This is a genomic window from Streptomyces sp. NPDC048434 (genome assembly GCF_043200375.1).
Taxonomy (GTDB): domain Bacteria; phylum Actinomycetota; class Actinomycetes; order Streptomycetales; family Streptomycetaceae; genus Streptomyces.
This window is the reverse complement of the sequence record NZ_JBICXQ010000033.1, coordinates 47,122-67,365: the sequence shown is the minus strand read 5'-3', so window position 1 is coordinate 67,365 and position 20,244 is coordinate 47,122. Positions and strand designations below refer to the sequence as shown.

General features: G+C 72.6%; 16 protein-coding genes. 3 read left to right on the top strand and 13 right to left on the bottom strand.

Annotated features, from left to right (window positions below; all coding sequences use genetic code 11):
• Nucleotides 1-357: 357 nt before the first annotated feature.
• The 9 genes from ACGFWI_RS32290 to rimP all read right to left on the bottom strand — a co-directional run bounded on the left by ACGFWI_RS32290 (nt 358) and on the right by rimP (nt 13,145).
• Nucleotides 358-1,305 carry a bifunctional riboflavin kinase/FAD synthetase gene (locus ACGFWI_RS32290; protein ID WP_393909591.1) on the bottom strand — a complete coding sequence of 316 codons (948 nt, stop codon included), beginning with the start codon at nt 1,303-1,305 and terminating at the stop codon, nt 358-360.
• 289 nt (nt 1,306-1,594) lie between these two features.
• A complete protein-coding gene (locus ACGFWI_RS32285; RefSeq protein ID WP_393909590.1) occupies nt 1,595-5,560 on the bottom strand; it encodes a hypothetical protein in 3,966 nt (1,321 codons plus the stop codon).
• A 330-nt stretch (nt 5,561-5,890) separates the two neighbouring features.
• Nucleotides 5,891-6,820, bottom strand: a complete 930-nt coding sequence (gene truB, locus ACGFWI_RS32280) for a tRNA pseudouridine(55) synthase TruB (protein WP_393909589.1) — start codon at nt 6,818-6,820, stop codon at nt 5,891-5,893.
• A complete protein-coding gene (rbfA, locus tag ACGFWI_RS32275; RefSeq protein ID WP_393909588.1) occupies nt 6,817-7,275 on the bottom strand; it encodes a 30S ribosome-binding factor RbfA in 459 nt (152 codons plus the stop codon). The genes truB and rbfA overlap by 4 nt, the downstream gene beginning before the upstream one ends.
• Before the next feature lie 63 nt (nt 7,276-7,338).
• A complete protein-coding gene (locus tag ACGFWI_RS32270; protein WP_393909587.1) occupies nt 7,339-7,632 on the bottom strand; it encodes a DUF503 domain-containing protein in 294 nt (97 codons plus the stop codon).
• A 176-nt stretch (nt 7,633-7,808) separates the two neighbouring features.
• Nucleotides 7,809-10,994 carry a translation initiation factor IF-2 gene (infB, locus tag ACGFWI_RS32265; RefSeq protein ID WP_393909586.1) on the bottom strand — a complete coding sequence of 1,062 codons (3,186 nt, stop codon included), beginning with the start codon at nt 10,992-10,994 and terminating at the stop codon, nt 7,809-7,811.
• Nucleotides 10,995-11,157: 163 nt separating this feature from the next.
• Nucleotides 11,158-11,454 carry a YlxR family protein gene (locus ACGFWI_RS32260; RefSeq protein WP_159469593.1) on the bottom strand — a complete coding sequence of 99 codons (297 nt, stop codon included), beginning with the start codon at nt 11,452-11,454 and terminating at the stop codon, nt 11,158-11,160.
• A gap of 135 nt (nt 11,455-11,589) precedes the next feature.
• The gene (nusA, locus tag ACGFWI_RS32255) at nt 11,590-12,582 is read right to left on the bottom strand and encodes a transcription termination factor NusA (RefSeq protein ID WP_393909585.1); all 993 of its coding nucleotides are present in this window, start codon (nt 12,580-12,582) and stop codon (nt 11,590-11,592) included.
• A gap of 2 nt (nt 12,583-12,584) precedes the next feature.
• Nucleotides 12,585-13,145 (bottom strand): ribosome maturation factor RimP, encoded by a 561-nt coding sequence (gene rimP, locus ACGFWI_RS32250; RefSeq protein WP_393909584.1) that lies wholly within the window; start codon nt 13,143-13,145, stop codon nt 12,585-12,587.
• A 160-nt stretch (nt 13,146-13,305) separates the two neighbouring features.
• Between rimP and ACGFWI_RS32245 the strand changes: the two genes are divergently transcribed.
• From ACGFWI_RS32245 to ACGFWI_RS32235, 3 genes are read left to right on the top strand one after another with little or no spacing between them, the layout of a single operon-like run.
• The gene (locus tag ACGFWI_RS32245; protein WP_393909583.1) at nt 13,306-13,854 is read left to right on the top strand and encodes a hypothetical protein; all 549 of its coding nucleotides are present in this window, start codon (nt 13,306-13,308) and stop codon (nt 13,852-13,854) included.
• 49 nt (nt 13,855-13,903) lie between these two features.
• The gene (locus tag ACGFWI_RS32240) at nt 13,904-14,422 is read left to right on the top strand and encodes a ferritin-like domain-containing protein (RefSeq protein WP_393909582.1); all 519 of its coding nucleotides are present in this window, start codon (nt 13,904-13,906) and stop codon (nt 14,420-14,422) included.
• A 49-nt stretch (nt 14,423-14,471) separates the two neighbouring features.
• A complete protein-coding gene (locus ACGFWI_RS32235; RefSeq protein WP_393909581.1) occupies nt 14,472-15,383 on the top strand; it encodes an aminoglycoside phosphotransferase family protein in 912 nt (303 codons plus the stop codon).
• A 66-nt stretch (nt 15,384-15,449) separates the two neighbouring features.
• On the opposite strand, the gene ACGFWI_RS32230 is transcribed toward ACGFWI_RS32235, so the two are convergent.
• From ACGFWI_RS32230 to ispG, 4 genes are all read right to left on the bottom strand, one after another.
• Nucleotides 15,450-17,159, bottom strand: a complete 1,710-nt coding sequence (locus ACGFWI_RS32230; protein ID WP_393909580.1) for a proline--tRNA ligase — start codon at nt 17,157-17,159, stop codon at nt 15,450-15,452.
• A 207-nt stretch (nt 17,160-17,366) separates the two neighbouring features.
• Nucleotides 17,367-17,900, bottom strand: a complete 534-nt coding sequence (locus tag ACGFWI_RS32225; RefSeq protein ID WP_393909579.1) for a GNAT family N-acetyltransferase — start codon at nt 17,898-17,900, stop codon at nt 17,367-17,369.
• 24 nt (nt 17,901-17,924) lie between these two features.
• A complete protein-coding gene (locus ACGFWI_RS32220; protein ID WP_393909578.1) occupies nt 17,925-18,770 on the bottom strand; it encodes a GNAT family N-acetyltransferase in 846 nt (281 codons plus the stop codon).
• Nucleotides 18,771-18,943: 173 nt separating this feature from the next.
• On the bottom strand, nt 18,944-20,101 hold the full coding sequence (gene ispG / locus ACGFWI_RS32215; protein ID WP_393909577.1) for a flavodoxin-dependent (E)-4-hydroxy-3-methylbut-2-enyl-diphosphate synthase: 1,158 nt from the start codon (nt 20,099-20,101) through the stop codon (nt 18,944-18,946).
• Nucleotides 20,102-20,244: the final 143 nt, after the last annotated feature.

Sequence of the window (20,244 nt, the reverse complement as noted above, 5' to 3'; positions counted from 1 at the left end):
CAGGGAAACAACTGTCGGGGCACCAGGAAACAGGTATCGGACGACAGCCCAGCAGGCATCAGGTCAGCAGGAAACCGACACCGGATCACCAGCCGAAACAGCCGATCAACCCACCACCGCACACAGCCGGGACGCAGGATCAACCCCGCTCCGACGATCGCCCCGCCACGACGATCACCCCGTCACCGCGATCAGCCCCAGCCGCAGTCAGCCCCAGCCGCAATCAACCTCGGCCCGGGAACAACCCCGCTCCGGCGATCACCCCAGCCGCAATCACCCATCAGCGCGATCACCCAGCCACCGCGATCGCCCCGCCACCACGATCACCCAGCCGCAGCGCTCACCCAGCCGCGGCGCTCAACCCGCTTCCGCGATCAATCCCCGAGCCAGCTTCACATCGACCGCCATCCGCTCCAGCAGCGCGTCGAGGGTGTCGAACTTCTCCTGGCCGCGAATGTAGGCGAGGAAGTCCACCCCGACGTGCAGGCCGTACAGGTCCAGGCCGACGCGGTCGATGGCGTATGCCTCGACGGTGCGCGCCTTGCCGTCGAACTGCGGGTTGGTGCCGACCGAGATGGCCGCCGGCATCGCCTCGCCCTCGACCTGCAGCAGGCCCGCGTAGACGCCGTCGGCCGGGATCGCGGTGTGCGGCAGGGTCTCCACATTGGCCGTCGGGAAACCCAGTTCGCGGCCGCGCTGGGCGCCGCGTACGACGACGCCCTCGACGCGGTGCGGCCGTCCGAGGACCTCCATCGCGCCGGCCACATCGCCCTCGGCGACCAGTCGGCGGGTGAGCGTGGAGGAGAACGGCTCGCCGCCGCCCGCCGCCCCGCGCTCGTAGAGGTCGATGACCTCCACGGTGTAGTCGTAGGTGGTCCCGAGCTCCGTGAGGGTCTCGACATTGCCCGTCGCCTTGTGCCCGAAGCGGAAGTTGGGGCCCTCGACGACGACCTGGGCGTGCAGCTTGTCGACCAGCACCTTGGCCACGAAGTCGGCCGGCGCCAGCTTCGAGAACTCCTTGGTGAACGGGAGGATCAGCACCGCGTCCACCCCCAGACCGGCCATCAGCTCCGCACGCCGGTGGTGCGGCGCCAGCAGCGGCGGGTGGGTACCGGGCCGCACGACCTCGCTCGGGTGCGGGTCGAAGGTGACGACCACCGCGGGGATCCCCAGCTCACGGGCGCGCGCGACGGCCTTCCCGATGATCAGTTGGTGGCCGCGGTGCACTCCGTCGTACGAGCCGATGGTGACGACGCTGCGTCCCCAGCCCTCGGGGATGTCCTCCAAGCCACGCCAGCGCTGCACAGTGCCCGCTCCTCGCCCGAACCTTGTCCGTCCCTTGCGTCAATTCGGCATGACGCAGGTCTAAGACTGCCATGCCGCGGGTGATGCTCCGCGCGAAGGGGTGGCTCAGGGCACCTGTCCGGGCACCTCTCCGCCCCCGATCCGCCGGACGGCCTCGGGTGTCGCGGAGCGCTCCGCGCGAGACGGACCGCACTGTCGGGCCTCAGCGGGCCCACCAGGTGCACTCCTGCGGACCCGCCCGGAGCACTCCCGCGGGCCCACCGGCGCAAGCCGCGGCAGACCCCGCCGGTCAGCTGTGACACCCGGCGAGCGTGGCCCGGGCGCCGGGGCTCACGACCGCCGCCCACTCCCCCGGCTCCTCCGCCACCCAGTCCTGCACCCGCCGTGCGAAGCCGGGCACCTGCCGCCCCAGTTCCACCAGTCGCCGGTCGAAACAGGCCGCGCCCTCCGGCGTGCGGACCAGCAGCATCCCGGTGCGGTGCACCAGCTCCCTGGTGCGCTCCGCCGGCCGCCGCTCCGCGCCCTCGGCGGCTGCCTCCAGCAACGCCTCCAGCACACGGGTGTCCCGGCCGGTCTCCTCGTACACGCCGTGCGATGCCGCGTACGACGCCTCCTGCGCCAGCAGCACATCGAGCAGTTCGCGGCGCAACGGAACCGAATCGCCGGAACCCGTCCCGGCCACCACGGCCGCGAGCGCGCACCGGACCGGTACGGGGGACACCGTCAGCAGCTCCACGGCGAGCGGGCGGAGCGCGGCGCGGGCGGCCGGTCCGCGTTCGAGGCGGCGGTCGATGAACTCCGCGAGCGGCCGTGCGGCCCGCTCCGGGCAGTGCCGCGCACAGTCACGGACGAGGTCGGCGATGCGGGCGACGAGGTCCGGCGCATCGGCGCGGGCGAGCATACGCAACAGCGCGGCCGCCACCGGCGGGCCTTCGCCGCCGACCAGCCGGGCCCGGAAGGCGTTCAGCACCGTCCCCGGGTGGTCGCCTAGGGCGGCCGTGAACGCCGTGGGCGGCAGCTGCGGATCCCCCGCGACGAAGCGGGCCAGCGCCCGGTCCAGGAAGCGGGAGCGGGTGGCCGGGTCGCCCATCAGCAGTGCCAGCGCGGAGCCGTGGTGGGCACCGTCGGCGCTGCGGGCGAGCAGGCAGAGGGCCGCGTAGCGCAGCAGGGCGCGGTCGGCCTCGGCGGTCGCGTGCCGGGCGGCCCGCAGACCGTACGACACGGCGGCGGCCCTGCGCTCGGGCCGCACGTCGTGGGCCCAGCGGTCCACGGCCCGGCACACCGCCGCCGACTCGTCCTCGGCGAGCGCGTCCATCAGCTCGTCCCCCTTGGGGTGCGCGGCCTCCACCAGCGCCTCCGTGAGCGTGTCGAGCGCCCGGTGGCGGTGGGTGTGCAGCAGCGCCTGCGCGGCGGTGGCCACGGTGATCTCGCGGGGCAGAGCGTCCGCGGAGTGGGCCGGGCCGCCGTCTTCCGCGCCGGGGCGTTGCAACGGGCGGGTGTCGTCGAACCAGGCGCACAGCAGTGGCTGCATCCGCTCCGGATCCGCGCGCAGCAGCTCGGCCGCGGCATCGAGGAACCGCGGCGAGCGTGCCACGGCGGGCTCGGTCCCGGGTTCGGCGACGGATGCGGCGGCAGCCCCTTCAGGCGTTCCGCCGCCGGTCTCCGCCCCCGCACGTGCGGGCCGCGGGCCAGTGGTGGCATCCGTCCAGCCGTCGCCGTCCCGGACGGACGCCGGGTCGTCGGCGGGGTGGACACGTACGCGTGGCGGCGGCGCGAACCGGCGATCGGCACACGGCCCGTCGGCGGGCACGACAGCCGACGACGGGACGCCCGGCGCGGGGTCGGGCGGCGAGGGCGGACCGGACGGCGACGACACACCGCCCGACGCACCATCCGGCGCACCACCCCTGGCCCCCGCCCCCGCCCCCGTGCACCGCCGCACGCCGCTCGGCGCCCGTGCCGCCCCGCTCGGCGGCCCATCGGCCGGCAGCAAGCGGCGCAGCAGATCCATCCGGTCCTCGTCGGCCAGTGCCAACCGCCCCCAGAACCACGGCCCGAACGCCTCCAGGCCCGTATGCGCGAAGCCGCCCGCCCGGAGCGACCGTTCCGTGATCCGGTCGGCGAGCAGCCGCAGCACGCCCGTGTACGGCCTCGCGTCGGAGACCCGGAGCAGCACGCCGGACAGCAGATGAGCGGCCCACCAGCGGCCGTCCACGGCGTGCGCGGCCGGTGAGCCGGCCGCGGGGGCGGTCGCCATCGGCACCAACTCCGCCAGCCGGAAGGTAAGTTGCACCGTTCCCTCGCGTCTGCCGAGCAGCAGCAGCGCCTGGACGGCCGGTCCGACGCGGTGTCCGGGAACGGGAAGCAGGTCGAGGTCGACATGGGCACCCTGCAGCCAGTCCGCGAACTCCTCGTGTGCGAAGCGGCATCCGGTGCCGGCCGGGACCAACAGCCCTTCGGCCAGCACCGCGGAGGCCCAGCCGGGCTCCCGCGGAAACACCTCCTCGAAGGACGTACGGTCCAGCGCGCCCGGCCCGGGGCGGAGACAGCGGCGGGCCGCCTCGTGCACCTGGCCCGCGACCTGGGCGGCCAGCCGGCGTACGGCGGTGCCGCGCAGCGCGGGCCGGTGGGCGGCCGCGAGCCGTACGGCGATGCGCAGGCACACCAGGTCCAGGTACGCGTCGAAGATCTGGTGGCGGTCGGGTGCGCCGAGGCCGGCCGGTTCGTCGGCGCACCGTCCGGCCGCGTCCCCCTTGGGGAGCGCCGCGCCGACCTCGGCGAGCAGGCGCAGGGCCAGCGGATGGCGGGCGTCGCGCGCGGCCGGTGCGCCGGGCGGCAGGCCGTAGCGACCACGGGCGCGCTCCGCCGCCTCCTCGGGGAAGTCACCGAGCTCTACGCAGGCGGGCAGCGCGGGCACCGGACGGAGCGGCCGGTGCAGCAGGCCGGGCGGGAAGAGCGCACCGGCCCACTCCCAGTACTCGGGACGGCAGGCGACCACCAGCCGCACCTCGGCCGTACGCAGCCAGTCGGCCGTCGCCGCGGCCCACCGGGCCGATCGCTCCCCCTGCGCCAGGGCCGACGGCATCTCCTCCGGCCCGTCGAGGAGCACCAGCAGCGGACGTCCGGCGGCGGACGCCGCCCGTGCAACGCCCTCGGAGGTGGTGGCCGCCGGGTCACCGGCCGTACGGCCCGCCCCGGCGACGATCCGGCCGGCGGTCCGCAGCGCGCGCTCGACCGCCGTGCGCACCCCGTCGTCGTCGGGCCGCAGCTCCGCGCCGCGCAGCCAGACGGTCGCGGCGGGGTCCGGGCCCTGCGCCCGGCGTGCCGCGAGCCCGGCCAGCTCCGTGCTCCGCCCGGTCCCCGGCTCCCCCACCAGCCCCAGCACGCACGCCTCTGCCGCCCCGTGTCCCTCCGTGAAGCGCGCGAACTCCGCGGCCACCTCCGGCCGTTCGACCGGCTCCCGCCACAGCCGCGGACGCTCGGCGGAGCCCATCGACACCTCGGCAAGATGCCGCGCGCCGGCCGCATTCAACTCGCTGCCGTATGCCGGGACGGTCGCCGCATTGCGCTCCAGCAGCGCGGCCAGCGCGCCCTGTGGTGCGGCTTCGGCGACCGCGCGCAGCGGAATCGCGAAGCCGCCCGCCCGGCGCCCGAAGGGGCCCTCCCCCGCTCGGGCGCGGCCAGGGGCCTGGGGGTGCAGCGCGGTGCCGAGGACGCCGAGCACTGCGCCCGTCCGGGCGTCCAGCACCGGCCCGCCGACCGCGGGTCCGCCGAGCCGCAGCGCCTCCCGGCCCCCGGCGCAGAGGCCGAGCTCCAGCGTCTCGTCGAGGAGATGGACGCGCTCGGTGGCCGTGTACATCACCCCGGCGCCCGGCCCGACGACCGTGCCGTCCAGCCAGCCGCCCGCCCAGAGCCGTGCGGCGGTGCCCGCGCCCGGCCGGCCCGCGGCGATGGGCAGCGGCGCGAGCCGGTGCGGCCCGAAGCCGTCGGTCCGTACGAGGGCGAGCCCGGTCTCCGGAAGGGGCGTGAGGGCATCGGCTGCCACCACGCACGTCCAGCCGCCGCCCCCGGCCGCGCCGCCGCCCGCACCGTCCGTCATGGGCTGCAGCACCAGTTGTGTGGCCCCTTCCACCGCTTCGTGGCTGGTGATCACGGTGCCGTCGTGGTCCGCGAGAAACCCCGTACCACGCGTCCGACCTGCCAGATCACGAATCCGCACCAGTGCCGTGTCCGCATCGGCATCCAGCAGTGCCATCGCCGGTCCTCTCGCCCTGTCCCGTCCTCACGAACGGTAAGCAGGCGGTGATCGTCTCGACAGCGGCCCTTTCCAACGCGCCCCCGTCCGCGCCTTGATTCACTTCGAGCGCCTCACCGAATGAGTGAATGGCCGGAACCGCGCCGGAGCGAGACAGAGGGACGGGAGGGTGGAGAGCGGGCCCGCGTTCCGAATCTGTCCGTGCGGCCCGCGTTCCACCGCCTTCCCGGGGCGCCCGCTGACGCCCCCTGCACACCATGCAAAGGGCCGGGCCCGGAGCGCTTACCCACGCCTCCGGACCCGGCCCCACGAGCGCCAGGTCACCAGCCCCTAGACCGCGAACACCGCCAGACTCTTCGCCTTACCGCCCTGGTTCTCCACCAGCGCGAGGAACCGGCCGTCCGGTCCGAACGCCGCGACCGGGCCGTTGCCCTCGAACAGCGGCATCGGGATCCGTGCGCCGTTGAGCAGCAGCCGGGACTGTGCCTCGGCGACGTCCCAGCGGGTGAACGCCGCGGCGGCCGCGTCCCCGAGCGGCATGACCGGCAGACCCTCCCCTTCGGTGTCGTCCACGGCAGCCTGGAGCTGTTCGAGCGTGCGCGCCCGGTCCAGCTTGTACGGGCCGACGCGGGTGCGGCGCAGCGCGGTCAGATGGCCGCCGACGCCGAGGCCCTCGCCCAGGTCACGGGCCAGGGCGCGGATGTACGTACCGGACGAACACTCGACGGAGACCAGCAGATCGGTCACCGGGGTGCCGTCCTCGGCCTCGGTCTCGTGCGCGGAGTGCACCACGAACGAGGAGACGGTGACCGGCCGGGCCGGGATCTCCACGTCCTCGCCGTCACGGACCCGCGAGTACGACCGCTTGCCGTTGATCTTGATGGCGCTGACCTTCGACGGGACCTGCATGATCGCGCCGGACAGCCGGCCGACGCCCGCGTCGATGTCCTCGCGGGCGAGACCGTGCGCCGCCTTCGACGCGGTGAGCTCGCCCTCGGCGTCATCGGTGATCGTCGTCTGGCCGAGCCGGATCGTGCCGACGTACTCCTTCTCCGTCAGCGCGAGATGGCCGAGCAGCTTGGTGGCCCGCTCGATGCCCAGGACGAGGACGCCCGTCGCCATCGGGTCGAGCGTGCCGGCGTGCCCGACCCGGCGGGTGCGCGCCATGCCGCGCATCTTCGCCACGACGTCGTGCGAAGTGAAGCCGGACGGCTTGTCGACGATGACAAGACCGCCCGGCTTGTTGCTCTCACGCTTCATTCTGCCGCGGTGCCCTCGTCATCGTCATCGTCCTCGCCCGGCTTGCGGTACGGGTCGGCCTCACCGGCGTACTTGGCGCCCGAGGAGACCTCGCGCACCTTGGCGTCCGAGGCCCGTGCCTTGTCGAGCAGGTCGTCGATCGTCTTGGCGTTCTCCGGCAGGGCGTCCGGCACGAAGGCCAGGGTCGGCGTGAACTTCGTCCCCGCCGCAGCCCCGACCGCGGAGCGCAGGATGCCCTTGGCGCTCTCCAGCCCCGCGGCGGCGCTGGCACGCTCCTCGTCATCGCCGTAGACCGTGTAGAAGACCGTAGCCTCCCGCAGGTCGCCGGTGACCCGGGTGTCCGTGATGGTCACGTGCGAACCGAGCCGCGGGTCCTTGATTCCGCGCTGCAGCTTCTGGGCGACCACCTCCCGGATGAGGTCCGCCAGCTTCTTCGCCCGCGCATTGTCGGCCACTGGTCCGTCTCCTTCTTTCTTCCACAATTGTGCTTCCACCGGCGGCGGCCTGCCCGGTCCGGGTCAGTCGTCGTCGCCGTGCAGCCGTCGGCGTACCGACAGCAGCTCCACTTCGGGCCGTGCGGCGACCAGGCGCTCGCAGCGGTCCATGACATCGGTGAGATGCCCGGCGTCCCCGGAAATCGCCGCCAGGCCGATGGTGGCCCTGCGGTGCAGATCCTGGTCCCCGACCTCCGCGACGCTCACCGCGAATTTGCGGTGCAGCTCGGCGACGATCGGGCGGACGACGGAGCGCTTCTCCTTCAGCGACCGTACGTCGCCGAGAAGCAGGTCGAAGGACAGCGTCCCTACGTACATGCAAAACGGGTCAAGCCACCCGTGGGGCCTTAGGTGTCCGTGTCATTTCGAACCGTACACGGAACGGCCGGGGCCGATCGACGGAAATAACTTCCGCCGACCGGCCCCGGTCCCGCCCGCCGCCCGGCCACCATCTCTGGTGGGCCGCGCTCACGCGCGGGCAGTCACGCGCATGATCAGCCGCGCGGCTTCTCGCGCATCTCGTACGTCGCGATGACGTCGTCGATCTTGATGTCGTTGAAGTTTCCGAGGTTGATACCGCCCTCGAAGCCTTCGCGGATCTCGGTGACGTCGTCCTTGAAGCGGCGCAGACCCTGAATGTTGAGGTCCTCGGCCACGACCTTGCCGTCGCGGACCAGACGCGCCTTGGTGTTGCGCTTGACCTCGCCGGAGCGGATGAGCACACCCGCGATGTTGCCGAGCTTGGACGAGCGGAAGATCTCGCGGATCTCCGCGGTACCGAGCTCGACCTCCTCGTACTCCGGCTTGAGCATGCCCTTGAGGGCCGCCTCGATCTCCTCGATCGCCTGGTAGATGACCGAGTAGTACCGGACGTCTACGCCCTCGCGGTCGGCCATCTGCGTGGCACGGCCTTCGGCCCGCACGTTGAAGCCGATGACGATCGCGTCGGAGCCGGTCGCCAGGTTGATGTCCGACTCGGTGACCGCACCCACACCACGGTGCAGGATGCGGATCTCGACCTCTTCGCCGACGTCGAGCTGGAGCAGCGAAGACTCGAGAGCCTCCACCGAACCGGACGCGTCGCCCTTGATGATGATGTTGAGATCCTGCACCAGGCCGGCCTTGAGCACCTTGTCGAGGTCCTCGAGGGACACCCGGCGGGTGCGCTTGGCGAAGGCCGCGTTGCGCTCGCGGGCCGCGCGCTTCTCGGCGATCTGACGGGCCGTACGGTCCTCGTCGACGACCAGGAAGTTGTCGCCGGCGCCCGGGACGTTGGTCAGACCCAGGACCAGGACGGGGGTCGACGGACCCGCTTCCTCGACGTTGTTGCCCTTGTCGTCGAGCATCGCCCGGACGCGGCCGTAGGCGTCGCCCACCACCATCGTCTCGCCGACACGCAGCGTGCCGCGCTGGACCAGAACGGTCGCCACGGCGCCGCGGCCACGGTCGAGGTGTGCCTCGATCGCGATGCCCTGCGCGTCCTGCTCCGCGTTGGCGCGCAGGTCGAGCGAGGCGTCCGCGGTCAGGACCACGGCCTCGAGCAGCTGGTCGATGTTCAGACCCTCACGGGCGGAGATGTCGACGAACATGGTGTCGCCGCCGTACTCCTCGGCCACCAGCCCGAACTCGGTGAGCTGGCCGCGCACCTTGGTCGGGTCGGCGCCCTCGACGTCGATCTTGTTGACCGCGACCACGATCGGCACCTCGGCCGCCTTGGCGTGGTTCAGGGCCTCGATCGTCTGCGGCATGACACCGTCGTTGGCCGCCACCACGAGGATCGCGATGTCGGTCGACTTGGCACCACGGGCACGCATGGCGGTGAACGCCTCGTGACCGGGGGTGTCGATGAAGGTGATGCGCCGCTCTTCGTCGTTGACCTCGGTCGCGACCTGGTAGGCACCGATGTGCTGGGTGATGCCGCCGGCCTCGCCCGCGATGACGTTCGTCTTGCGGATCGCGTCCAGCAGTCGCGTCTTACCGTGGTCGACGTGACCCATGACGGTCACCACCGGCGGACGCGCGACGAGCATCTCCTCGCCGCCCTCGTTCTCACCGAAGTCGATGTCGAAGGACTCGAGAAGCTCGCGGTCCTCCTCCTCCGGGCTGACGATCTCGACGACGTAGTTCATCTCGCCGCCGAGCAGGTGCAGCGTCTCGTCGGAGACCGACTGGGTCGCGGTGACCATCTCGCCCAGGTTCAGCATGACCTGAACCAGCGACGCCGGGTTGGCGTTGATCTTCTCGGCGAAGTCCGTCAGCGAGGCACCACGCGACAGGCGAACCGTCGCGCCGTTGCCGCGCGGCAGCATGATGCCGCCCACCGACGGGGCCTGCATGGCCTCGTACTCCTGACGCCTCTGCCGCTTCGACTTACGGCCACGACGCGCCGGACCGCCGGGACGGCCGAACGCACCCTGCGTGCCACCACGGCCACCGGGACCACCGGGACGACCGGCGAAACCGGGACGACCGCCGAAGCCGCCGCCACCACCGGGACCGCCGCCACCGGGACGACCGGCGAAACCGCCGCCGCCACCCGGACGACCGCCGCCGCCACCGCCACCGGGACGACCGGCGAAGCCGCCGCCGCCACCGGGACGACCGCCGCCGCCACCACCGGGACGACCGGCACCGCCGGGACCGCGACCGCCGCCACCGCCGGGACCCGGACGCGGGCCGGCAGCGGGACGCTGCGGCATCATGCCCGGGTTCGGACGGTTACCGCCGCCACCACCGGGACGCGGGGCGCCACCGGGAGCGGCACCCTGCGGACGGGGCATGCCACCGGGGGTGGGACGCGCGCCGCCCTGGCCGCCGCCCTGCGGACGGGGACCGCCCTGGCCGCCGCCCTGCGGACGCGGACCGCCGGGACCACCCTGGCCGCCGGGACGCGGGGCGCCACCGGGACGGGGGGCCTGCGGACGGGCCATGCCCGTGGAGCCGCCGGACGTGAAGGGGTTGTTGCCCGGACGGGGGCCGGAGGGACGGCCGCCGGGACGCGCGGCCGGACGCTCGCCACCGGGACGCGGAGCGTTACCGCGGCCCTGACCACCCTGACCACCCTGGCCGGACGCCGGACGGGCCGGACGCGGGCCGGGGGCACCGGGACGGGGAGCCGACTGGCCGGCGGCGGGAGCGGCCGGCGCGGACGGCGGAGCCTGGAACTCGGGCTGCGCGGGGGCGGCCGGAGCGGGCTTGGGTGCCGGAGCCTTCGGGGCCGGCGTGGGCCGCGGCCCCGGGGTGGGGCCGGCGGCGGGAGTGCTCTTGCGGGCCACCGGTGCCTCGGGGGTCACCGGCGCCTCGGGGGCCTTCGGTGCCTCGGCGGCTGCCGGAGCCTCGGGGGCTGCCGGAGCCGCGGGGCCCGGCTTGGGGGCGCCCGGCTTCGGGGCAGCAGGACGTTCCCCCGCTGCCTTGGCGGCAGGGGAGGTGCCCCCGGCCTGCGCCGGAGACGGCGCGGACGGCTTCGCGGGGGCTGACTTGCGCGGTGCCGCGGGCTTGCCGGAGGCGCGGCCGCTGCCGCCGCCTGCCTGGAAAGCGTCGGTCAGCTTGCGAACAACCGGCGCCTCGATCGTCGAGGACGCCGAACGGACGAATTCACCAAGTTCTTGGAGCTTGGCCATGACGACCTTACTCTCAACGCCGAACTCCTTGGCGAGTTCGTATACCCGGACCTTAGCCACTTCGCTCCTTCTAGGTCCGGGTTGTCCACCGGACCGTCGCTACTTCATGGGCGTACTCATCGCGTACTCATCGAGTGCTCATCGCAATCTCGACCTACTTCCGACTCGCGAGGTACCTGACCGCACGGTTTTCCGTGCGCTGTGCGTTTCTTGCTGCTGTGCGTTATTGCAACGGCGGCTGCTCGACGGGCGTCCGCTCGATGAACCGACGAAGATCCGTCGTGTCGAACGGTCCCCGGGCCCGATAGGCCCGGTTGAACGCCCGGCGGCGAACCGCCAGGTCGAGGCAGACCAGTGTCGGGTGCACATAAGCACCCCGGCCGGGCAGCGTACCGCGAGGATCGGGGGCACACTCACCCTCGATCTCCACGATGCGCAGCAAATCGCCCTTGGCCGCTCGCTCCCGGCATCCCAGACAGGTGCGCTCAGGGCATGCGCGGGCATGCGTCCGACCAGACACTGCTTAAGTCTACCTCCCCGCGCCGGCCCCACCCCGATGGGGTAAAAGGCGGTACGGCTGCTCAGAATTCCGGTCGGAGCGCCGCGGCACCACCGATTTTCGGGGGCCGCGGCGTCACCGTCCTACGGGACGGTCTCAGTCCTGCGGTGCGGGCTGCTCGGTGTCCGGACGGATGTCGATCCGCCAGCCCGTGAGGCGGGCGGCGAGCCGGGCATTCTGCCCTTCCTTGCCGATGGCCAGCGACAGCTGGTAGTCGGGGACGGTGACCCGGGCGGAGCGTGCCGCCAGGTCCACGACCTCCACCTTGCTGACCCGGGCCGGCGACAGCGCGTTCGCCACCAGGTCGGCCGGGTCGTCCGACCAGTCCACGATGTCGATCTTCTCGCCGTGCAGCTCGGCCATCACGGCGCGCACCCGGCCGCCCATCGGGCCGATGCAGGCACCCTTGGCGTTCAGGCCGGAGCGGGTGGACCGTACGGCGATCTTGGTGCGGTGGCCGGCCTCGCGGGCGATGGCGGAGATCTCCACCGAGCCGTCCGCGATCTCCGGGACCTCCATGGCGAAAAGCTTCTTCACCAGATTGGGATGGGTACGCGACAGCGTCACGGACGGGCCGCGGACACCCTTGGCCACCCGTACGACGTAGGAGCGCAGCCGTGTGCCGTGCGCATAGTCCTCGCCGGGGACCTGCTCCTGCACCGGCAGCATGGCCTCCATCGGGCCGATGTCCACCAGTACGTTCTTGGGGTCCCTGCCCTGCTGGACGACACCGGTGATGACGTCGCCCTCGCGTCCGGCGAACTCGCCGAAGGTGATCTCCTCCTCGGCGTCCCGCAGCCGCTGCAGGATGACCTGCTTGGCGGTGGTCGCCGCGATCCGCCCGAAGCCGGAGGGGGTGTCGTCGAAATCGCGGGGCTCCGCGCCCTCCTCCAGGTCCTCCGGATCTTCCTTCGCCCACACCGTCACATGGCCGGTGTTGCGGTCCAGCTCCACCCGCGCCCGCCGGCGGCTGCCTTCGGTGCGGTGGTAAGCGATGAGGAGGGCCGACTCGATCGCCTCGACCAGCAGGTCGAACGAGATCTCCTTCTCCCGCACCAGTCCCCGCAGGGCACTCATGTCGATATCCACGGCTACGCCTCCTCCTTGTTCTCGTCGTTCTCGTCGTTCTCGTCGATCTCGACGATCTTCTCGTCGGGCTGCGCGTCACGCTTGTCGGACTTGCTTTTGAACTCCAGCTCGACACGCGCCTTGGCGATCTCGTCGAAGGAGACCCGGCGGGCGGTCGGCTTGCGGCCCTTGACACCCGGCACCTCGAGGTCCAGCCCGGACTCGTCGACGGCGATGATCCGCGCCACCAGCTCGCCGCCCTCGCGGAGTTGGGCCTTGATGAGGCGGCCGACGGCGCGGCGGTAGTGCCGCAGCTCGGTCAGCGGGCGGTCGGCGCCGGGAGAGGTCACCTCAAGGGTGTACGGGGCGCCGCCCATCACATCGGAGTCGTCCAGGACCTGCGAGGCCTCTCGGCTCAGCTCGGCACACTCGTCCAGCTGGACGCCCTCGTCGGAATCGACCACGATCCTCAGCACCCGCCGCTTGCCTGCCGGTGTCACCTCGATCTCTTCCAGATCCAGGTCTCGCGCGGCGACGAGCGGTTCAAGCAATCCGCGCAGCCTCTCGCTCTGGGTCGTGCTCATCCGGGTGACTCCTCGGCCGCGTGTGCTGTTGTGGGTAGGTCGCGTGTCGGGTCAAAGCCTATCGGTTCCGGCGGGGTACTGACGATTCGGTGGGTGGTCACGGATACTCTCGCCTGCGGTGATCACTACGAAAGACCCCGGGAAGTGCAACGTGCCGAAAGTGGCGCTCACGCGCAGAAGGACCCTGCTGGCCGGCGCCGCCCTCGGGGGCATGGCGCTGCTCACCGGCTGCTCCGAGGACTCCGGCCCCGACCGGGCCGAACACTCCTCCTCGGCCGAGCGGCTGCGCGAGCGCTCCGCCCGCGACAGTTCGACCCTGCTGGCGCGTTACGACGCGACGCTGGCCGCGCATCCGGCGCTGGAGTCGCGGCTGAGCCCGCTGCGCTCCGAAGTCGCCCGGCACGCCGAGGCGTTCAGCAAGGAACAGGCCACCCCCTCCCCCGGCGACGGGGCCGTTGACGGCCCGGCGCGCGACGCCGGTGTGCCCGCTTCCGGCCCGTCACCGCACAGCTCCCGGCGGCCGTCCGACCCCCGGGTTCCCCGGGACGAACGGACCGCACGCGCGGCCCTCGCCGACGCGGAACGCACGCTCGCCGACGTCCGCACCAAGGCGCTGACCGCCGCGCCCCCGGAGTTGGCCCGGCTGCTCGCCTCGGTCGCGGCGGCCGGAGCGGCGCATGCGTATCTGCTGGCGGAGCCGGCCCGATGACGGGCACCGCGGCACGGCGGAGAGCAAGGACCGGCGAAGGGATGTGCGCATGAAGGCCACAGCGGTTCACGGCAGGAACCTGCGCGAGGACGAGGACAGCGGGCGCGACGAGCTGACGGCGGTGCAGGCGGCGCTGGCCGCCGAGCATGCGGCGGTCTACGGCTACGGCGTGGTCGGCGGGCGGATCGCCGGTGACCGGCGCAAGGAAGCTCAGGCGGCGTACGACGGGCACCGTGCGCGCCGGGACGCGCTGCGCCGCGAGGTGCGCGACCTGGGCGGTACACCGCGGGCCGCGGCCGCCGCCTACGAACTGCCCTTCCCCGTCCCGGACGCGGCGGCCGCGGCCCGGCTGGCGGCGGAGCTGGAGGACCGGCTGGCCGCCGTCTACGCGGATCTCGTACGGTCCGGCGGCGCGGCCAGGCGCAAGGAGGCGGCGGCCGCACTGCGCGAGGCGGCGGTGCGGGCGGTGCGCTGGCGCGGCAGCGGCGTAGCCTTCCCTGGGCTCGTGGAGCGGGCCGTGGCCGCCACTCCGTCCGGCGCCGCGAGCGCCTCCGCCGGCGCGCTCTGAACGACCGGCCGCGGTGCGGTCACGGCCCCAGGAAGGGGACAGCTCAAGCATGGCAACGGCACCCATCGAACCGCCGCAGCGGTTGGTGAGTTCGCTGAGCGGCGATCCGGAAAGTCCCGTGCGGGAGTGGCTCGACGCGCTGCCGACGCTGGTTCAGCAGCGGCTGGAGGCCTGGGATCTGACGCTGGAGAGGGTGCACGCCCCCGGTGGCCGCAGCAGTCTGCTCGCCCTCGTACGGCAGAAGGACGGGACGCCCGCGGCGCTGAAGTTCCCGGTGCCCGGGCGGGTGTCCGCGCACGAGGGGGCGGCGCTGGAGGCGTGGGACGGCTGGGGCGCGGTGCGGCTGCTGCAGTCCGACGCCGCGAGCGGGGCGCTGTTGCTGGAGCGGCTGCAGGGCGGTGTGTCGCTGCGGTCGCTGCCGGAGGCCAAGGCGCTGCTGGAGGCGGCCGGTACGGTGCGGCGGCTGTGGGTGCCGGCGGGCCCGGAGCACTCCTTCGAGACGCTGGCCGGGCGTACCGACGAGGCCGTGGAGGCGCTGCGGACGGCCGGGGCGCTGATCCCGGCGGCCGGGCCGCTGGTGGACCAGGCGCTGGAGCTGCGGCGCACCCTGCCGGACGGGTCCGACGAGCAGTTTCTGCTGCACGGCACGTTCCGGCAGGGCAAGGTGCTGGCCGGTGAGCGGGCGCCGTGGCTGGCGGTCGGCCCGTCGCCTGTGGTGGGTGAGCGGGCGTACGACCTGGCAGCGCTGGTGCTGGACCGGTTCGAGGATCTGGCGGCCGGGTCGGGCGCGGCCGCCGCGGCCCGCCGCCGGGTGTCCAAACTGGCCGACTCCCTGGACGTGGACCGGGACCGGCTGCGCGAGTGGACGCTCTACCGGGCGGTGGACATCGGCGTACGGGAGGCGGCGGCGGGCGACCGGCAGCGCGGCGAGCTGCTGCTGGAGTTCGCCGCCTGGCTGTAGTGGACGGACGAACGGGCCGGCTTCCGGGGTGTGCGCCCCGGCGGCCGGCCCGTTCACCTGCGGTGGTTACGCGCTGAGGCGGGCGACGGCCTCCTCGACCGTCAGCTCCTCGCGCTCGCCGGTGCGGCGGTCCTTGACCTCGACGACACCCTCGGCGGCGCGGCGGCCGGCGACGACGATGGCCGGGATGCCGAGCAGTTCGGCGTCGGTGAACTTCACGCCGGGCGAGACACCGGCCCGGTCGTCGACGAGGACCCGCAGGCCCGCGGCGCCGAGCTGTTCGCCGACCTCCAGGGCGAGCTCGGTCTGCTTGGCCTTGCCGGCCGCGACGACATGCACATCGGCCGGGGCGACCTCACGGGGCCAGCACAGTCCGGACTCGTCGTGGGTCTGCTCGGCGAGGGCGGCCACCGCGCGGGAGACGCCGATGCCGTACGAGCCCATGGTGACCCGGGCGGGCTTGCCGTTCTGGCCGAGCACATCGAGCTCGAAGGCGTCCGCGTACTTGCGGCCGAGCTGGAAGATGTGGCCGATCTCGATGGCGCGGTCGATGCGCAGGCCGGTGCCGCACTCGGGGCAGGGGTCGCCGGGCTCGACGACGACCACGTCGAGGTACTCGTCGACCTCGAAGTCACGGCCCGCGACGACGTTGCGGGCGTGCTTGCCGTCCTTGTTGGCGCCGGTGATCCAGGCCGTGCCGGGGGCGATGCGCGGGTCGGCGAGGTAGCGGAACGCCTTGCCGGCCAGGTCCTGCGGGCCGACATAGCCGCGGACCAGGTCGGGGCGGTCGGTGAAGTCCTCTGCGGTGACCAGCTCGACGGTGGCCGGTGCGAGGTGCTCACCGAGCTTGCCGAGGTCGACCTCGCGGTTGCCGGGGACGCCGACCGCGACGATCTCGCCGTCGACCTTGACCAGGAGGTTCTTCAGGGTCGCGGAGGCCGGTACGCCGAGGTGCTCGGCGAGGGACTCGATGGTCGGGGTGTCGGGGGTGTCCAGCTCCTCGACCGGGCCGTGCGCGGAGCCGTCGACCGCTTCGACCTTGACCGTGACGGCCTCGGTGTTGGCGGCGTAGTCGCAGGCGGGGCAGTCCACGAAGGTGTCCTCACCGGCCGCGGCGGGGGCGAGGAACTCCTCGGAGGCGGAGCCGCCCATCGCGCCGGAGACAGCGGAGACGATGCGGTAGTCGAGACCCAGGCGCTCGAAGATCTTCTGGTAGGCCTGGCGGTGCAGCGCGTAGGACTGCTCCAGGCCCTCGTCGGTGGTGTCGAAGCTGTACGAGTCCTTCATCTGGAACTCGCGGCCGCGCAGCACACCGGAGCGGGGGCGGGCCTCGTCGCGGTACTTGGTCTGGATCTGGTAGAGGATCACCGGCAGGTCCTTGTACGACGCGCACTGGTCCTTGACCGTGAGGGTGAAGATCTCTTCGTGGGTGGGGCCGAGGAGGTAGTCGGCGCCCTTGCGGTCCTTGAGGCGGAAGAGCAGGTCGCCGTACTCACTCCAGCGGCCGCTGGCCTCGTAGGGCTCCTTGGGCAGCAGGGCCGGCAGCAGGACCTCCTGGCCGCCGATGGCGTCCATCTCCTCGCGGACGATGCGGGAGACGTTCTCCAGGACCTTCTTGCCCAGCGGCAGCCACGTCCAGATGCCGGCGGAGGAGCGGCGGACGTACCCGGCGCGGACGAGCAGCTTGTGGCTGGCGGTCTCGGCGTCGGCCGGGTCGTCGCGCAGTGTCTTGACCATCAAGCGGGACATGCGCTGGACCTGTGCGGCGTGGGCCATGGAGTTTCTCCTGCGTAAGAAAGGTGACTCCCTGGAGGTTAGCCGCAGGGGTGTGGCGCACGGAAATGCGATATCGCTGCACGGGGCCCGGCCGACGTGGTTCGGCGGCTTTCCGGGCCGGCCGGGGGCGGCCCCCTTGACCCTGCGGCGGGCTGGGTCCGCTGCGCAGGCCCGCGCCCTCCCGTTGTGGGAGGAGGGGAAATTACGTCAGCGCCTCAGAGGGAGTGGGGCGCCCATCACCGCGTACGGCGTCGGGGCGCTCGGGAAGAGGACCCGGCGGGCGATGTCGCGGTAGCCGAGGGAGCGGTAGAGGAGGCGGGCCGGGCTCTCGGTGTCGACGGCGGAGAGGATGGAGCGCGGTTCGGCAGCTGCGTCGGTGATACGGGTGATCAGTGACCGGCCGATGCCGCGGTGCTGGTAGGCGGGGTGGACGTGCAGCTCGGTGATGGTGAAGGAGTCGTCGAGCCAGTGGTCGAGGCCCTCGCTGCGGAGGTAGGGCTCGACGACGGTGGACCACCAGTGGGCGCGGTCGTTGGGCATCCCGTAGACGAAGCCGACCAGCCGGCCGGCGGGGGTGGTGGCGCCGAGGGCGCGGGCGCCGGTGCAGGAGAAGTGGCGCAGCACGATGTGCCGGCGGACGGCGATCTCCTCGTCGCTCAGGCCGAACGCGAGTGCCTGGACGGCCAGCGCGTCGTCCACGCGGGCAGCAAGATCAAGGGGGCCGACCGCGACGTCATCCATGGTCGGAGCGTACAAGGCGGCGGGTCAGAAAAGTACGCTCATGAAGGCGCCGACTTCCTCGAAGCCCACCCGCCGATAGGAGGCGCGAGCGGCGGTGTTGAAGTCGTTGACGTAGAGGCTGACGACGGGGGCGACATCGCTGAGGGCGTAGCGCAGCACGGCGGCCATCCCGGTCTCGGACAGGCCCTTGCCGCGATAGGCGGGGTCGACCCACACGCCCTGGATCTGGCAGGCCCGCTGGGTGGCGGCGCCGATCTCGGCCTTGAAGATGACCTTGCCGTGCTCGATACGGGCGAAGGCGCGGCCGGAGCCGACGAGTTCGGCGACCCGGGCCTGGTAGAGGAGCCCGCCGTCGCCGGCCATCGGGGAGATCCCGACCTCTTCGGTGAACATGGCCACGCACGCGGGCATGATCAGGTCCATCTCGTTCTTGCGGATCCGCCGGACGTACGGGTCGGGAGCGATCTCGGCGGCCGGTGCGGTGGTGACCATCAGGGGCTGATGGGTGCGGATCTCGCGGGCCGGTCCCCAGTGGGGCTCCAGGAGCGACCACAGCTCGGCGATGGATTCCGCGGGGCCCACGATGGACGAGCAGCGGCGGCCCTGCCGGCGGGCACGTTCGGCGAAGCCACGGACGGCCTCGGAGGTGGCGCCGACGGGGACGAGGTTGGCTCCGGCGTAACAGAGCGACTCCAGACGGCCGCGGACGTACCAGCCCCACATCTCGCCGCCCAGCCGCCAGGGGTCGAGGCCGGCGACCTGGACGCGGGCGGCGACGAAGGCGTTGGCGACCGGGTCGCGGTCCAGGACCGCGAGCGCATCGTCGAGGTCCCCGGGCTCGAGGACCTTGATGGTGGTGGTCGTCAGCACGTGTCGGAAAGCCTCACCGGTACGGGCCTGGGAGGCCAGGCGGGAGCAGGTCTTGGCACTTTACCTCCCCCCGCGCGCGAGCACCCGGCCGCCGGGGGACGGATCGTCCCTGGCAGGCGCGAGCCCCGCGGCCCGGTGCGGGCGGCGGGGCTCGGACGTGTGGCTGCCGGGGGTCAGCCCGCGGCGGAGACGACCGGGCTGCCGGAGGCGATGCCGTCCTTCTCCATCTGCTCGGCGATCTTCAGCGCCTCTTCGATGAGGGTCTCGACGATCTTCGACTCGGGGACGGTCTTGATGACCTCGCCCTTGACGAAGATCTGGCCCTTGCCGTTGCCGGAGGCGACGCCGAGGTCGGCCTCGCGGGCCTCGCCGGGGCCGTTGACGACGCAGCCCATGACGGCGACGCGCAGCGGCACCTCCATGCCCTCCAGGCCCGCGGTGACCTCGTCGGCGAGCTTGTAGACATCGACCTGGGCGCGGCCGCAGGACGGGCAGGAGACGATCTCCAGCCGGCGCTGGCGCAGGTTGAGCGACTCCAGGATGGAGATGCCGACCTTGACCTCTTCGGCGGGCGGGGCGGAGAGCGAGACGCGGATGGTGTCGCCGATGCCCTCGCTGAGCAGCGCGCCGAAGGCGACGGCGGACTTGATGGTGCCCTGGAAGGCGGGCCCGGCCTCCGTGACGCCGAGGTGGAGGGGGTAGTCCGACTGGGCGGCGAGCTGGCGGTAGGCGTTGACCATCACGACCGGGTCGTTGTGCTTGACCGAGATCTTGATGTCGCGGAAGCCGTGCTCCTCGAAGAGGGACGCCTCCCACAGCGCGGACTCGACGAGCGCCTCGGGGGTGGCCTTGCCGTACTTCTGCAGCAGGCGGCTGTCCAGGGAGCCGGCGTTGACGCCGATCCGGATCGGGGTGCCGGCGTCGGAGGCCGCCTTGGCGATCTCCTTGACCTTGTCGTCGAACTGCTTGATGTTGCCGGGGTTGACGCGGACCGCGGCGCAGCCGGCGTCGATCGCGGCGAAGACGTACTTCGGCTGGAAATGGATGTCTGCAATGACTGGAATCTGGGACTTCCGGGCGATCACGGGCAGCGCATCGGCGTCGTCCTGCGTCGGGCAGGCGACCCGGACGATCTGGCAGCCGGAGGCCGTCAGCTCGGCGATCTGCTGCAGCGTGGCGCCGATGTCGGACGTCCGCGTGGTCGTCATCGACTGCACCGAGACCGGTGCGTCTCCGCCCACGGCGACCGTGCCGACCTGGATCTTGCGGCTGACCCTGCGGTCGGCGAGCTTGGTCGGTACGTCCGGCATTCCCAGTGAAATGGCAGTCATCTGGCGAGCAACCCCAAGGTGTGGATCTAGGCCCCGCATCGGCGGGCTCCGGTCTTCGAGATTACGGCACGGGGGTCGCGGCAAGCACATCGCTCCCCTGCGCCCCCACGAAAGGAGACGGCCGGACACCTCCAAACGCCACG

What these genes read in the sequence shown, in the direction of transcription:
- ACGFWI_RS32285 (WP_393909590.1), bottom strand. Translation starts at nt 5,560, where the DNA reads ATGGCACTGCTGGATGCCGATGCGGACACGGCACTGGTGCGGATTCGT.
- truB (WP_393909589.1), bottom strand. Translation starts at nt 6,820, where the DNA reads ATGAAGCGTGAGAGCAACAAGCCGGGCGGTCTTGTCATCGTCGACAAG.
- ACGFWI_RS32270 (WP_393909587.1), bottom strand. Translation starts at nt 7,632, where the DNA reads ATGTACGTAGGGACGCTGTCCTTCGACCTGCTTCTCGGCGACGTACGG.
- rimP (WP_393909584.1), bottom strand. Translation starts at nt 13,145, where the DNA reads ATGAGCACGACCCAGAGCGAGAGGCTGCGCGGATTGCTTGAACCGCTC.
- ACGFWI_RS32240 (WP_393909582.1), top strand. Translation starts at nt 13,904, where the DNA reads ATGAAGGCCACAGCGGTTCACGGCAGGAACCTGCGCGAGGACGAGGAC.
- ACGFWI_RS32235 (WP_393909581.1), top strand. Translation starts at nt 14,472, where the DNA reads ATGGCAACGGCACCCATCGAACCGCCGCAGCGGTTGGTGAGTTCGCTG.
- ACGFWI_RS32230 (WP_393909580.1), bottom strand. Translation starts at nt 17,159, where the DNA reads ATGGCCCACGCCGCACAGGTCCAGCGCATGTCCCGCTTGATGGTCAAG.
- ACGFWI_RS32225 (WP_393909579.1), bottom strand. Translation starts at nt 17,900, where the DNA reads ATGGATGACGTCGCGGTCGGCCCCCTTGATCTTGCTGCCCGCGTGGAC.
- ispG (WP_393909577.1), bottom strand. Translation starts at nt 20,101, where the DNA reads ATGACTGCCATTTCACTGGGAATGCCGGACGTACCGACCAAGCTCGCC.